The organism is Pseudomonas wenzhouensis (assembly GCF_021029445.1).
Classification (GTDB): domain Bacteria; phylum Pseudomonadota; class Gammaproteobacteria; order Pseudomonadales; family Pseudomonadaceae; genus Aquipseudomonas; species Aquipseudomonas wenzhouensis.
In genome coordinates this window covers 2,127,341-2,141,760 of sequence record NZ_CP072610.1, presented here as the reverse complement: position 1 = coordinate 2,141,760, position 14,420 = coordinate 2,127,341, and the positions used below count along the sequence as shown (strand labels likewise).

At 57.1% G+C, this 14,420-nt stretch carries 10 protein-coding genes and 5 pseudogenes; 8 read left to right on the top strand and 7 right to left on the bottom strand.

The genetic code is table 11. The features are described from left to right. Window positions 1-96 precede the first annotated feature (96 nt). On the bottom strand, window positions 97-765 hold the full coding sequence (locus J7655_RS09880; protein WP_230927589.1) for an OB-fold protein: 669 nt from the start codon (window positions 763-765) through the stop codon (window positions 97-99). Window positions 766-901: 136 nt separating this feature from the next. Here J7655_RS09880 and J7655_RS09875 point away from each other — a divergent pair, with 136 nt between their 5' ends. The 3 genes from J7655_RS09875 (at window position 902) to J7655_RS09865 (ending at window position 3,814) form a co-directional block, all read left to right on the top strand. Further along, a complete protein-coding gene (locus J7655_RS09875; protein ID WP_230927588.1) occupies window positions 902-1,777 on the top strand; it encodes a WYL domain-containing protein in 876 nt (291 codons plus the stop codon). Window positions 1,778-2,109: 332 nt separating this feature from the next. Continuing rightward, window positions 2,110-2,547: a LexA family protein gene (locus tag J7655_RS09870; RefSeq protein ID WP_216891514.1), complete on the top strand. Its 438-nt coding sequence runs from the start codon at window positions 2,110-2,112 to the stop codon at window positions 2,545-2,547. Then, window positions 2,540-3,814 carry a Y-family DNA polymerase gene (locus tag J7655_RS09865; RefSeq protein WP_230927587.1) on the top strand — a complete coding sequence of 425 codons (1,275 nt, stop codon included), beginning with the start codon at window positions 2,540-2,542 and terminating at the stop codon, window positions 3,812-3,814. The genes J7655_RS09870 and J7655_RS09865 overlap by 8 nt, the downstream gene beginning before the upstream one ends. A gap of 224 nt (window positions 3,815-4,038) precedes the next feature. Here the strand turns inward: J7655_RS09865 and J7655_RS09860 are convergent, their stop codons facing one another. Then, complete coding sequence (locus tag J7655_RS09860) at window positions 4,039-4,692, bottom strand: inovirus Gp2 family protein (protein WP_023127664.1); 654 nt, start codon at window positions 4,690-4,692, stop codon at window positions 4,039-4,041. Window positions 4,693-5,008: 316 nt separating this feature from the next. Further along, window positions 5,009-5,204 (bottom strand): annotated as a pseudogene (locus J7655_RS09855) (helix-turn-helix transcriptional regulator). 386 nt (window positions 5,205-5,590) lie between these two features. Between J7655_RS09855 and J7655_RS09850 the strand changes: the two are divergent. Further along, window positions 5,591-6,454 carry a hypothetical protein gene (locus tag J7655_RS09850; RefSeq protein ID WP_230927586.1) on the top strand — a complete coding sequence of 288 codons (864 nt, stop codon included), beginning with the start codon at window positions 5,591-5,593 and terminating at the stop codon, window positions 6,452-6,454. A gap of 171 nt (window positions 6,455-6,625) precedes the next feature. On the opposite strand, the pseudogene J7655_RS09845 reads toward J7655_RS09850, so the two are convergent. Then, a pseudogene (locus tag J7655_RS09845) lies at window positions 6,626-6,835 on the bottom strand (tyrosine-type recombinase/integrase); the annotation flags it as partial. Between the two features lie 83 nt (window positions 6,836-6,918). Between J7655_RS09845 and tnpB the strand changes: the two are divergent. The 3 genes and pseudogenes from tnpB to J7655_RS09830 form a co-directional block, all read left to right on the top strand. Further along, on the top strand, window positions 6,919-7,278 hold the full coding sequence (gene tnpB / locus J7655_RS09840) for an IS66 family insertion sequence element accessory protein TnpB (protein ID WP_003460146.1): 360 nt from the start codon (window positions 6,919-6,921) through the stop codon (window positions 7,276-7,278). 19 nt (window positions 7,279-7,297) lie between these two features. Further along, entirely contained in the window at window positions 7,298-8,863 is a 1,566-nt protein-coding gene (gene tnpC, locus J7655_RS09835; protein ID WP_230927585.1) for an IS66 family transposase, read from the top strand. Window positions 8,864-9,280: 417 nt separating this feature from the next. Then, window positions 9,281-9,797 (top strand): annotated as a pseudogene (locus tag J7655_RS09830) (DDE-type integrase/transposase/recombinase); the annotation flags it as partial. A gap of 130 nt (window positions 9,798-9,927) precedes the next feature. On the opposite strand, the gene istB reads toward J7655_RS09830, so the two are convergent. From istB to istA, 3 genes and pseudogenes are all read right to left on the bottom strand, one after another. Next, window positions 9,928-10,683 carry an IS21-like element helper ATPase IstB gene (gene istB / locus J7655_RS09825; protein ID WP_230927584.1) on the bottom strand — a complete coding sequence of 252 codons (756 nt, stop codon included), beginning with the start codon at window positions 10,681-10,683 and terminating at the stop codon, window positions 9,928-9,930. Window positions 10,684-10,915: 232 nt separating this feature from the next. Next, a pseudogene (locus J7655_RS09820) lies at window positions 10,916-12,006 on the bottom strand (IS5-like element ISPa8 family transposase). 87 nt (window positions 12,007-12,093) lie between these two features. Beyond that, window positions 12,094-13,542: pseudogene (gene istA, locus J7655_RS09815) on the bottom strand (IS21 family transposase); the annotation flags it as partial. 223 nt (window positions 13,543-13,765) lie between these two features. On the opposite strand from istA, the gene J7655_RS09810 reads away from it, so the two are divergent. After that, window positions 13,766-14,386 carry a tyrosine-type recombinase/integrase gene (locus J7655_RS09810; protein WP_230927583.1) on the top strand — a complete coding sequence of 207 codons (621 nt, stop codon included), beginning with the start codon at window positions 13,766-13,768 and terminating at the stop codon, window positions 14,384-14,386. The last annotated feature ends 34 nt before the right edge of the window (window positions 14,387-14,420 follow it).

Genomic DNA, 14,420 nt, shown 5'->3' with positions numbered 1-14,420 from the left:
TCCTTATTAGCCATAAGAAGATACGGTTTTATGCTGAACCTTAACCGTATGAAGCGAATCGAGCCAGGGCCTCGTTGTTGAGCATCAGTTCTGTTTTCAGTTGACCGGCGTGCAATCCTTCGACATGGGCGTTTTCGCCACATCACCGTGACCTGTGCAGATCAAGCTGATGCGCAGCCCTGACTGCAAACCGGCCGCATAGTTGGCGTGATCCTCATCCAGCTCGAACTGCGGTTCCATGAATTGGTTTATCCCACCACGCAGGGTGACGTAAGGGTTGCCGAACATGTCGGTGTTGATGGAGTCCACCGTGCCCGTGATCTTGAAGCGCTTGCCTTTGAACTGCTGATCGGCCGCGACTGTGTTGCGGTCATAGGCCTGGGCCAGTTGCTGAGCGCTAACTTCTATCATTGGCTCGGCCGGTGCAGCCACCTTGGCTGGCTGAGTCTGGTTACTTGAGTTCGTAGCAGCCTTGCCGGACGGGCGATCCCCCGAAGCCATCGCAACTAGCACCAGCGCCAGCCAGGCAAAGCCGATCACCCTGCTAGTAGTGCTATGCCCTTGGCGTAGAAGGAACCAAACAAAAATGACCGGAAATAGAAAAATGCCTACGCCCAGCCAGAAGCCGACTCTACGGTTGACTACGAATACCGGCTGCGTTCGAGGCGTAGCAGCCTGCTTAGCGATGGGGGCACCACAGTGAGGGCAAGCCGTCGCCTGATCGCTAGCCATACGATCGCACTCGTAACAGGTGATCAATGCCATGTTGCTACTCCTTGATTGTGATTCCTGGTTTGCAGGCGCTACCGGCTTGCTTGTGCCAATCAAGATATGTAGCGTTACTGGACGCATCTAGAGTGTTTACCTGTACAGGTAAAATTTTCGCGCAGATGGAGCCGTGATGAAACGCAAGCAGTCAATCGAGTCCGTGCGCTGGGATCTGGCCCTTCGCTACCGCCTGATCGAGACCATCGCATGGTGGGAGGGCCGTCTGACCACAGGTCATCTGATGCAGAGCTTCGGCATCAGCCGGCAGCAGGCGTCGAAGGACATCAATTCCTACATCACCGACTACGCGCCGAAGAACCTGGAATACGACAAGCATTTAAAGGGGTATGTGCCAAGCCGCTACTTCAAACCGCTGTTTATCGATGACAGCGCGAGCGCTTACCTGTACCTGCTCAACCAGAATCACGACCGCGCACCGTATGTTGAGGGGCTGGCATTGGCCTATGCGCACACTGAGGTACTGGATGTGCCGGATCGCTCAGTGCGCCCAGAGGTGCTGCGCCCGTTACTCAAGGCCTGTCGCGAGGGCCTGCGACTGGAGTGCGAGTATGTGTCCTTCACGACGCCGGATGGCGAAACCCGCCTGATCGCGCCGCATACGCTGATCTACACCGGTATGCGCTGGCACGTTCGCGCCTATTGCGAGAAGAATCGAGATTACCGGGACTTTGTGCTCAGCCGCTTTCGTGGTGAGCCCGAGTTAATGGACGACGAAACCGAAAACACCCGTGAGCAGGATCCGGGCTGGAACAGTCAGGTGCAGGTCATCATTGAACCGGATTCTCGCCTCAAGCCAGAGCAGCGCGCGATTATCGAAGCCGACTACGGCATGCGTGACGGACAGCTGGTGATCGAGACCCGAGGTGCGTTGGTGCAGTACGTGCTGCAGCGCTATCAGATCGATCCGACCAAGGTGCATGCCAAGGCCACGGCTCAGCAGATCGTGGTCGCCAACCTGGAAGAGCTACAGCCCTGGCTGTATCACTGACTAACGGCAGGCACGCCAGGCTTTGAGTCGATGCCGCCAGGCGAGGCTATCTCTCAATCAGTCGTGCCGCCGTAGGCCAGCTTGGCCAGCCCGAGCAGTGCAGGCAGCAGCAGCGCCAACGGCAAAAGATCGTTAAGGGTGGGTAGCAAGTTCATAGGAGATCCTCCTGGTCGGTTTCCACCAACCTAGCGAGAACGGCCCGACAGCGCGATCTGTCTACTTTTCGCCTGTAAACAATCCGTGCATACCCCAAACACCGGCGACGAACGCGCCTTGTCTGGATAGCGGAGCGATGATTACTGTATACAAATACAGTTACTGGGCAGCCCGTTATGAGCACCGCACTTATCCTCGGCCCGCTGCAGCGCAGCAGGGCAGTCCTTCCCCTCTTTGATGCACGTGTTCCAGCTGGCTTTCCCAGCCCAGCGCTGGATCACATGGAACATAAGCTGTCGCTTGATGCTCTGATGGATCTGCAAGCACCGCACACCTATGTGGTTGCCGTGAGCGGTGACAGCATGAGCGGGGCTGGCATCTTCGACGGCGATTATCTGATCGTCAGCCGCGCCATCCCAGCAAAACCGGGCCATGTGGTCGTTGCCTGCTTAAACGGCGATGTCCTGGTAAAGCGCCTGGCACAGGAACAGGGCCAGTTCATCCTCCAGTCGGAGAACCCGGCCTACTCTCCGCGTTACATCCTGGAGAACGATGAGCTGACGATCTGGGGCGTCGTCACTCATAGCCTGCGGAATCACCTCACCCATGGCTGAGCCGGTATACGCACTGGTTGACTGCAACAGCTTCTACGCCAGTTGCGAGCGTGTGTTTCGTCCAGATCTGTTGCGCACGCCCATCGTCGTGCTCAGCAACAACGACGGCTGTGTGATTGCTCGCTCTGCCGATGCCAAGCCGTTCGTGAAGATGGGCGCTCTGTTCCACGAGATCAGGAGCGACCTCAAGCGCAACGGCATCGTCGCCTTCAGCAGCAACTACGCCCTCTACGGCGACATGAGCGAGCGCGTGATGACGATCTTGGAAAGTCGCTTGCCAAGCATTGAGGTCTATAGCATCGACGAGGCCTTTGCCGATATGACCGGGCTACCTGAACCTCTGGAGTCGATAGGTCGCCAGGTGCAGGCAGAGATCAGGCAGAAGACCGGCATACCCGTTGGTATTGGTATCGCCACCACCAAGACACTGGCCAAGCTCGCCAATAACGCCGCCAAGCGCTGGCAGAAGCAAACTGGTGGCGTCGTAGACATCCGCGATCCGGTTCGGCGCGACAAGCTGCTCAAGGCCATGCCAGTAGAGGAAGTCTGGGGCGTTGGTCCACGTATGCGCGCTCACCTGGAAGGCATGCAAATCAAGACAGCTTGGGACTTGGCACAGATGGATGCCTGGACTCTGCGCAAGCGATTCAATGTCGTGGTGGAGAAAACTGTGCGCGAACTGCGCGGTGTGGCGTGTCTGGAGATCGAGAACGAAATCGAACCCAAGCAGGAGATCTGCAGCAGTCGCTCATTCGGCAAGCGTCTGCGTGAGCTAGCCCCCATCCAGGAGGCTGTCACGAGTTATGCCACTCGCGCTGCTGAAAAGCTGCGCAAGCAGGAGTCGCTATGCCGGCAGGTGCGTGTGAGTCTGCGCACCGGGATGTTCAACCCAACCGAGGCTAAATACGCCAATGGCATCCTCTGCCAACTGCCCTACCCTACCGACGACAGCCTACTGATCATCAAGACCGTCCAGGCTGGATTGCAGCAGGTCTTCAGAGAGGGCTTCAGCTACGCCAAGGCTCAGGTGCTGCTGTTGGATCTATGCCGCAAGAATGAGTACACACCGGATCTGTTCGCCCCCGAGCAGCCCGTGAAAACCGAGCGACTGATGAGCACCCTAGATGCGATCAACAATCGCTGGGGACGTGGAACGCTGCAGCCGGGACGCATCGCCAAGCCTGTCGAGTGGGCTATGCGCAGAGAATTGCTCTCCCCCGCATACACCACTCGCTGGTCTGAGTTGATGGTCGCAAAGGCCAAGTAGCCTTGCCATTGACCTATCTGCGACGACCACGGTTCAGAGTGCCCTTACGCAGGCAACGAGCCCCTGCAGGCTTCAAGCCCAGGTGCTGATTGCGGATTCCACGCTGGCTCGGACACTTATTTCACGCACATTCGGACAGTGATTCCACGCTGATCCGGACATTTTCTGGCAGGCAGCTACGCAAAAATTCTTCACTACCTTCAGACCATCCTTAGCTTCAGCAGTTAGATTCGACTGCTGTCAAACCCATGTCTGCCATCGCCATAAACCTTGGTAGGCGCCTTGCATAGGTAACTGGCTCGATAGAAAAACTCTTCAACCCCTAGGCCATCGCGACGCAGGCTATAGCTCGGATTGTCAGGAATCTCAACCAAACCCCTCACTGCCTCAACCGACGTTCCCAAGGCACTTGCCCAAGCTTCCTGGAGTCGATTGAACATGTTATCCCTTCCAGGCTCAAACTTACCCAAAGCGTTGAATGCATCGTAATTGAGAACGAATGCAACATGGTAATGCGGCTTCCCATGCTGCCCAAATTCTCTAGCCCAAACGTACCGCACGCGGCTCTGATGCGCATGTTTGTTTTCCCTAAGCGCCATACAACGATTGTGGTGTATTTTGGACTTAAAGGAATCTAAAAATTTTTTAAATACTTGACTTGCATTATCGTCTCTGCCGTGCACAAACGCTGCTGGAAACCTAAGATCAACCCTGAAGGCAAAGACACGAGAATACTGTTGAAGAGCTCGATCAATCGTAGCATGCAGCTTTTGTAGATACTGACGAATGAAAGGCCCTTTATCTACCTGAATAGGCAAGCCACGATAGTCAAGCTCATTATGAATAATGAGATTACTATTCTGCGAATGTCGAATCATGTTTAATACTCCAATGCTTAAATGCATATCCTAGGAGCACTATGTATTTACTAACCTGAATAAAATTCACACGTCAGGTATCTTGGAGATACCTGACATAGCATTGTATAGCTCTTACAACAAACAATGGAACCATATGAGCTATAAGCGCATACTACCAATACCGAAACAAGTATACTAATCAACAACCAAAAAACACCTTACAACGCCACAAAAAATTACCGCAAAACAATAAAATCAACTCCGATAAAAAACCATCAAGGCCGCCAGCGGCCTTGATGGTTTTCTAAAGCACCTAAACAAGACCAGAAAAACTTCAAGAAGCAAACTTCGTATCGCGCTCTTCTATTCGAGCCAAAATCCATTCATGAACTTCACTTTCCAACCATCCCACACTGCGCCCCCCCCAGAGGGACTGGTTTAGGAAACCAACTGTCCGAAATATACTTATAGATCGTAGAGCGTCCCAGCCCAGTCATTACCATTACTTGTTGCAATCGAATCAGTTTCATGATGAGTCCTCATATCCATTCAAGGAATAGGACTCCTCAGTAATGATTTACACGACCCACCATAGGCGTGCCCCTTTATATCCAAGTGGCTAGCGACAATTCTGAGCGCCACGTTGAGCTCACACAGTCACCCAGAAAGGCTTGCGTGAGCACCTAGACCGAACGCAGAAGCCTTTCAACCATAGAAAGCAGCCTTATCCGAGAACCTAGGAACATTTGTTCATTAGGATACCCCCTAGGGAATCCACTAGGAATCCCCTAGGAATCTTCTACGATTCTCCTAGGAATTTTGCATTGACCTAATAGGTTTATCCTAAGTATCATCCAAAGTGAATTCTCCTAAAGGCGGCAACTATGCCGAACCAAACACCAAGCAGGAACTAATTATGGTCAACGAAAAAACCGATAAAAGAACCCTGTTATGGCTCTGGATGTATATAAACAAATTTTATGCTGCACAGGAAATCGGGCCATATGGCAACCCAAAAATAATAGAAAAAATTCAAGCAGCATTAAAACAAATACCGCAAGAAGAAATAGATCAGCAGCTTAAATCCACCATGATAACTGCGCCCTATTACAATTGGGTATCAGATGATCCGGCGCAACTACAATGGTTAACTGAACGCCTAATAAAAGCGACACAGGCTCCGCAATCAATCCAATATTCAATGCGGTGCGACCGAGACTACGTTATAGGCTTATTTGATTTACTAGGCACACTGCCAAGAACGATAATTGACGCAACAAACATTAATAACCACATAAAAAAAACGCTTGAACAAAAGAAGAAATCGGTACTATACCTAAAAAAAGAATGGGAAATCTTCAGCCAGCCAAATAAAATCCTAGAATGGTTTAATGACGACCAAGATCCTGTAAAACTTAAAGCCGCCTCGCAGATATTTAATAAGCAATTCCCCCATTTCACATCCTTTCTTTCAGAGTTTAGTAACTTTGCAGAAATGGTAGATACTTTCGAAAGAAACCAAATACCCACCGCAGAAAGATTAATTTTTCTTTCTGCTGCAAAAAGAAAGGCTTCGAAATTAAGACACAAAGAAAACAACAAAGACAAGAAAGTTCAATGCAACCTAGATATTTCGTTAACTGCAAAAGCCAGACTAAAAAAACTTGCTGCCAAGCACAGGATATCTCAAGCGAACGTTATAGAATTTCTTATACAAAAAGAATTCGAAAAGAGCTCTACATTCCCGGAAGCTCAAGAACAAATACGAAGATTTAAATAACCTACCCAGCACTTCGCCATGCCGAAAAAGCCCAAGCAATTGGAGAGTTCATACGTGCACAATAAACAATTAAAGCTGGAATATGATTTCATTCTATTTATGTTTCAACGTATATGTCATTCATATCAAGCCTCACCGACTCGCAGCCCCCCCCCCCCAACGATAGATCAATCACTTTTCTGAGCCGCCACTCCGAAAACTGAGCGCGTCGATCTCATCAGCCCATGCCTGCATCATCTGACGTCGCTCTTCCAAATATTCTGCCTAGTTGTAACTTGCACGAACCTTGTTTCTCTCGGGATGAGCCAATTGGCGCTCAATCACATCTGAGCGAAACCCAATTTCATTCAGCATGGTCGAGGCAGAAGTGCGAAAGCCATGTAACCGCTCCATAAACCCCACCTTCAACTGACCTGTCCGTTCCCGGATGCTGGGCTCCCCATTTTTTCCCGTGGAGCTCCGTCATGATGCGTCCCGACGCCAAGGTGCAGAAGGTCTATCTCTACCCAAAGCCCGTCGATTTCCGCAAATCCATCAACGGCCTGGCCGCTCTGGTCGAGCTGGACATCAAGGTGGAAGTGTTCAACCCCGTGCTGTTCGTGTTCCTCAACCGCACCCGCAGTCAGGTCAAGATCCTCTACTGGGAGCGCAATGGCTTCTGCCTGTGGCTCAAGCGTTTGGAAGCCGAACGCTTCAAGACCAAGCCCGATGCCGGCGACGAGGCCATCGAGCTGACGGTCGATGAGTTGAACTGGCTGCTCGACGGCATCGACCTGTGGCGCAACCGTCCGCACCAGATACTGACGCCGCGTTTCGTGACCTGAGCCGGTATAATCCACGGCCATGATCGCCGTGCCCGCCCCCCTTCCTGACGACCCAATCCTGCTCAAGCATTTACTGCTGCTGGCCAGTGAACAGGCGGCTGCGAAAGATGCTCGCATAGAACAACTTCAGGAACAGGTCGCCCTGCTGCGCCACAAGTTGTTCTCGCCCAAGTCCGAGCGCAGCCCTGAAGATACCGACTCGCCGCAGTTGGCCATGTTCAACGAGGCCGAAGAGCTGATCGAAGCGCTGTCCGCCGCGCCAAGCGAAGCCGAAGCCGAAGCCGAAGCCGAAGCCGAAGAAATCGTTGCGCCGGTCAAGCGCCGTGGCAAGCGCAAGCCGTTGCCGGCCAACCTGCCGCGTGTCGAGGTCATCCACGACCTGCCCGAGCACGAGCAGACTTGCGCCTGTGGCGCCTGCAAACAAGTCATCGGCGAGGAGACCAGCGAGCAGCTGGAGATCATCCCGATGCAGGTGCGGGTCATCCGCCATATCCGCAAGACCTACGCCTGCAAGGCCTGCGAAGCGGCGCCGATCACTGCCGACAAGCCGGCCCAACTGATCGAGAAGAGCCTGGCCAGCCCCAGTGTGCTGGCGATGCTGCTGACCACCAAATACGCCGACGGCATCCCGCTGTACCGCTTCGAGAAGATGCTCAGCCGCCACGGCGTCGAGATCCCGCGCCAGACCCTGGCGCGCTGGGTGATCCAGAGCGGCGAGCAACTGCAACCGCTGCTCAACCTGCTGCGCGACAAGTTGCTCGAATACCCCGTTTTGCACTGCGACGAAACGCGCTTGCAGGTACTGCATGAACCGGGACGCGATCCCACCGCGCAGTCCTGGATGTGGGTACAAAGCGGTGGACCACCGGATAAGCCGGTCATCCTCTTCGACTACACCGCCAGCCGCGCGCAGGAGGTGCCGCTGCGCTTGCTCGACGGCTATCGCGGCTACCTGATGACCGACGACTACGCCGGCTACAACGCCGTGGCCGCGCAAGAAGGCATCGAACGCCTCGGCTGCTGGGCGCATGCGCGGCGCAAGTTCGTCGAGGCGCAGAAAGTGCAACCCAAGGGCAAAACCGGCCGTGCCGACATGGCGTTGAACCTGATCAACAAGCTCTACGGCATCGAGCGTGGCCTGAAGGACGCTTGCGATACCGAGCGCCTGGTCGCCCGTCAGCAACGCAGCCAGCCGCTGCTCGATCAACTCAAGACCTGGCTGGACAAGACCCAGCCGCAGGTCGTCGGGCAGACGGCGCTGGGCAGGGCGGTGAACTACCTGGCCAGCAACTGGAGAAAGCTGGTGCGCTACGTCGAAGGTGGACATCTGCCGATCGACAACAACCGCGCGGAGAACGCCATCCGCCCGTTCGTTATCGGGCGCAAGAACTGGCTGTTCAGCGACACGCCCAAGGGGGCCACGGCCAGCGCGCAGATCTACAGCCTGATCGAAACCGCCAAGGCCAATGGCCAGGAGCCTTACGCCTGGCTGCGCCACATCCTCGAACGCCTGCCGGCCGCCAATAGCGTCGAGGATTACGAAGCGCTGCTGCCGTGGAATTGCTCGCCAGTGAGCGCATCCTGACAGACCCGCTCCATCAGCAGTAGGTGGGGTTTATGGAGCGGTTACAAAGCCATGAGCTGAAAAACCGATGCTGTCCTTGCCATTGAATCCCATACGCTCCAGCGCCCGGTTCAATGTCGTGCCGGTCATGCATTCGGTAGGCCTGCGATAGTTCGGCAATAGCAGCGGACGACCGCCAGTATGGGTGCGCAACTCACGCAACAACTCGACCGCCTGCTTGGAGAGCGGAACTATGTGCAGCTCGCGCATCTTCATGCGCTCGGCAGGAATGCGCCACTGTGTGCACGCTCCAGATCGAACTCTCCCCACTTCACCTTGCTCTCGGATCATCTGGGCCACGTGCAGCTTGAAGCCGGCATCAAAGCTCCACGCATACGGTTCATGTCTAGCAAGGCTCTCGTTGGAAAGGAATCCGCAGTAGTCAACCACAAGCGGGTGGAACGTCTGTATGCCGAAGCCCGCTTGCAGGTGAGAAGGCGTAAGCGCAAGAAGATCCCGATTGCAGATCGACAGCCGCTGGACCGCCCTCGGGCCGCCAACCAGGTCTGGTCGATGGACTTTGTATTTGATCGCACGGCTGAAGAGCGTGTCATGAATATCCTGACAATGGTGGATGATGCCACCCATGAGGCTGTCGCCATCGTGCCGGAAAGAACGATTGGCGGGCTTTCGCTGACGCGCATCCTGGATGCGTCTGGCCATGTCACGCGGTCTGCCCAAAGCCATCCGCACGGATAACGGCAAGGAATTCTGTGGTCGGGCCATGCTGACCTGGGCTCATCCGCGAGATGTACAGCTGTTCCTGATTGAACCAGGTAAGCCCAATCAGAATGCCTATATCGAATCGTTTAACGGGCGCTTCCGTGACGAGCGCCTGAACGAGCACTGGTTCACCAGCCTGCCGCACGCCAAGGTTGTGATTGAGTGCTGGCGGAGTGCGGATTCCACGCCATCCGGCCACCCAGTCCACGCTTATCCGGCCGGGCATTCCACGCACATCCGGCCACCTGTTCCACGGCCATCCGGCCGGGCAGTCGGAGCGCAGCGACGCTAGGGTGGCATTGTTAGTCCGAGGTGCTCGGCGTCGTCAATTTCTTCGCCCGTTTGCGCATCGACTCGCCCTTGAGGTTGATCCGGTAGGCGTTGTGCACCAGGCGGTCGAGGATGGCGTCGGCCAGGGTCGGGTCGCCGATCAGTTCGTGCCAGTTGTCCACCGGCATCTGGCTGGTGACGATGGTCGAGCGCTGGCCGTAACGGTCGTCCAGTAGCTCCAGCATGTCGCGCCGTTGCTCGCCGGTGAACGGGGCCAGGCCCCAGTCGTCGAGGATCAGCAGGTCGGTCTTGGCGTAGCTGCTCATCAGCTTGGCGAAGCGGCCGTCGCCATGGGCCAGACCCAGCTCTTCCAACAGGCGCGGCAAGCGCAGGTAACGCACGCTGTAGCCCTCTCGGCAGGCCTGGTGGGCCAGGGCGCAGGCCAGCCAGGTTTTACCGACACCGGTGGGGCCGCCGATGATCAGGTTGAGGCCGTCGCGCAGCCACTGGCCACTGCTCAGTTGCAGGATCAGCGCCTTATCCAGTCCGCGCGGGGCACGGTAGTCGATGTCTTCGAGACAGGCGTTGTGCTTGAGCCGGGCCTGGCGCAGGCGGCTGCTGAGGCGCTTGTCGTCGCGTTCGGTCAGTTCGCGGTCGACCAGCAGGCCGAGGCGTTCCTCGAAGCTCAGGCTGTCGATGTCGGGGGTTTTCAGTTGTTCGTTCAGCGCCTTGAGCATGCCGTGCAGGCGCAGGGTTTGCAGCTTGTCCAGGGTCGGATGGGGCAGCATGGTGAGTTTCCTTGGGGTCAGTGGTAGTAGGCGGATCCGCGCAGGTTGGCGTGGTCGTCCGGTAGTAGCGGCAGGTTGGTTTGAGCTAGCAGCCTGTTGAAATTCGCCGCGATGATTATGTCCACTGCTTCTGGCAGCAGCGGTCGCGCTCGTTTACTTCCCGTTTAGGGCGCCAATCGATGGAAATAGCCCGATTTGGCGTGCTCCAGGCGCACCTTCCCCGTCAACGCGCTCATGCCATTGAGCCTGTAGCCAGCAGCTTCGGCAGGCGCACCAGGTTGCTTGCCGCCATGGCCAGCTGGAACAGCGCGTCGACACGCTCAAGTCCGCGTTGCTTCACCTGGCGCAGGCCTGCCGCCGCCTTGAGCAGCCGAAGTGGGTTTCGATCCAGGCGCGAATCTTCAGGCTCAGACCATAGCCGGCGTGGCGCGTGGTACGGCCATCGATGGCGCTGCGCCGACCATTGGTGTTCTGCGCAACATGGGGTGTCACGCCGAGGGCACGACAGGCGGCCACGAAGTCTGCCGTGTCGTAAGCCTTGTCCGCGGCCAAGGTGCGGCGACGGCGACCACCCAGCTTGCTCAGCATCGCCAGCGCGGCTTCGCGTTCGCCATGGCCACCGGCCAGAGTCACATGAGCACTGCGCACCAGGCCACTGCGGTGTTCCATCAGCACATGCCCCATGTAACTCAGCTGCGCGCCGGTGTTGTGGCTCTTTCGGTACAGCCGGGCATCCGGATCGCTGGTCGAGGCGTGGGTGTCGTTGCTGCGCTTGTGCCCCTTGAAGTCCGGCGGGGCATTGCGCGGGCCGGGGCCCGGGTCGTCTGGCGTATCGTCCTTGGGACGGAAACTCTTCTGAGAGGCCCAGGCTTGCAGCAATGTGCCGTCGACCGAGAAGTGCTCATCCGAGATCAGCCCCTGCTTCTCCGCCAGGCGTACCACCTCGCTCAGAAACTCAGCGGCCACTGCCTGGGCATTGAGGCGGTCACGATTCTTCGAGAAGACCGAGTGATCCCACACCGGATCATCAATGGCCAGGCCGACGAACCAGCGGAACAGCAGGTTGTAGCCCAGCTGTTCCATCAGCATTCGCTCGCTGCGCAGCGAGTAGAACAACTGCAGCAACTGCGCCCGCATCAGCTTCTCGGGGGCGATCGAGGCGCGGCCGGTGTCGGCATACAAGGTGTCGAACAGGGCGCTCATCCGCTGCAGAGCGGTGTCTGCCAGCTTGCGGATGGCGCGCAGGGGGTGAGTCGCTGGCACAAAGTCATCAAGCTTGGCGACAGTGAACAAGGATTCCTGTGTGATATCGGCGCCACGCATGGAAATCGGGGTTCCCGGCAGATTGGAGCCGATATCGTAAACCTTACACGGCAAAGTCAGACAGGCCGTAGGCGAATTTCAACAGGCTGCTAGCGGCAGGTTTTCCAGCCCCTGGCGCAGGATCGATTCGAGGCTCTTGTAACTGCACGCACCGAGGCTGAGGGCGCGACGGCAGGCCAACTCCAGGCGCACTTCGCCGTGGGTTTTGCCCAGGCGCAGGATGCCCAGGCAGGCCCGGTAGCCCTGCTGCGGATGGATGCGCCGTTCGAGGATGTGCCGGATCACGCCGGCGGTGTTCGGCCCGGTCTGCTCGGCCCAGCGGATCAGCCGCTGCGGCGTCCACTCGGCATGCTCGCGATGGCTCTTGGGCATGTGCTCGGCCTGCGTGCTGTGCCTGCCCTTGTGCATTGAGCGCAGGTGGCTGGCCACTCGCTGGTTGGCGTGGAAACACTCGACGGTGCGCGCCGTCAGACGTACTTCCAGTTGCTTCTTCACCAGTTGATACGGCACCGAGTAGTAATGCCCATCGACCTCGACGTGGTAGTCGATGTGCGCCCGCGCCTTCTTCCACTCGGCGTAGACGTAGGGTTGCACCGGCAGGGGGCGCAGCGCCGGACGATCCAGAGCTTCGAAGGCCGTCTGGCGCGAGCCCGGCAGCTTGCGAAACGGTCGTCGGTTGAGCCGCTTCAGCAACACGGAGATGGCGCTGTTGAGTTCATCCAGGGAGAAGAACTGCCGATTCCTCAGCGCGGCGAGGATCCAGCGCTCGACCACCTGCACGCCGACTTCGGCCTTGGCCTTGTCGCGTGGTTTGCGCGCTCGTGCCGGCACCACCGCCACGCCATAGTGCTCGGCCAGATCGCGGTAACTCGGGTTGATGTCCGGCTCGTAGCGATGGGCCTTGCTCACCGCGCTGCGCAGGTTGTCCGGCACCACGATCTCCGGCACGCCGCCGAGGAAGGCGAAGCAACGGGCGTGAGAACCCAGCCAGTCCGGCAACTGCTGCGACCAGGTGGCCTCGGCGAAGGTGTAGCTGGACGCGCCAAGCACCGCGACGAACACCTGCGCCTGGCGGATCTCGCCGCTGTGACGGTCGATCACCGGTACCGTCTGGCCGGCGTAGTCGACAAACAGCTTCTCGCCGACGCGGTGCTCCTGGCGCATCACCACGTCCAGTTTGCCCTGCCAGGCTCGATAGTGTTCGCAGAACCAGCTGTACTGGAAGCCCTGCGGCTGGCTCAGGCGGTACTCCTGCCAGAGCAGCGCCAGGGTCACCCCGGGGCGGCGCAGTTCGGCATGCACCCATGCCCAATCGGGTAAAGGCCGCTTCTCGCTGGCAACCGCCGGGGCCGGCGGGAACAGTTGCTGCTCCAACTCGGCATCGGACAACGAACAGGGCCAACTGAGACCACTGGCGGCAAAACGATTGAGGTAGTCGCCGACGGTGACACGACCGACCTGCACGCTGACCGCAATCTGGCGAGCTGATAGTCCGACCTCGAACTTGAGACGTAGTACTTCGCGAATCTTACGCATGGATAAACGCTCCACGACGACCTCTCTGCTTCGAAAAAGAGGTCGATGGTAGTGAAGAAATCCTGCGTAGCTGCCTGCCCGGTTGAGTGGCCGGATGGCCGTGGAATCAGTGGCCGGATGCGCGTGGAATGGGTGGCCGGATCAGCGTGGAATCGGTGGTCAGATGTTCATGGAATGGGTGGCCAGATGACCGTGGAATCCGCACACATGTGGAGGACTTGCCATGAACATCACTGCTACCTGCACCCGCCGGCCCTGGAACAAAGGAAAGTTGGTCGGACAGAAAACCCCGCTCCGGCTGAGAGATATCTGGGCCATCCGAGTAAGGCTTCAGCTTGCAGAACGAACCCGGGATCTGGCTTTGTTCGATCTGGCCATCGACAGCAAGCTTCGAGCCTGCGACTTAACCAAGCTCCGTGTATGCGACGTTGCTCATGGCGAGCATGTGTCATCACGAGCAATGGTTATGCAGCAGAAAACGAAGCGACCAGTGCAGTTCGAAATTACTGAGCAAACACGGTCTGCTCTCGCGGCCTGGATACACCAAGCCCAGCTCCGTAGCCAGGACTGCCTTTTCCCGAGCAGGCTGCACACCTCAGACCATCTATCCACTCGTCAATACGCTCGTATCGTCAAAGGCTGGGTGCAAGCCATTGGCCTTGATCCAGCCATGTATGGCACTCACACAATGAGACGTACGAAGGCATCACTGATCTATCGCAGGACGAAGAACCTGCGGGCGGTTCAACTGCTGCTCGGCCATACGAAGCTGGAGAGCACCGTTCGATATCTGGGGATTGAGGTCGATGACGTCCTGGAGATGGCGGAACAGACCGAGGTTTGACCATGCATAGCGACGGTCGCAGCCAGGCCGTCGC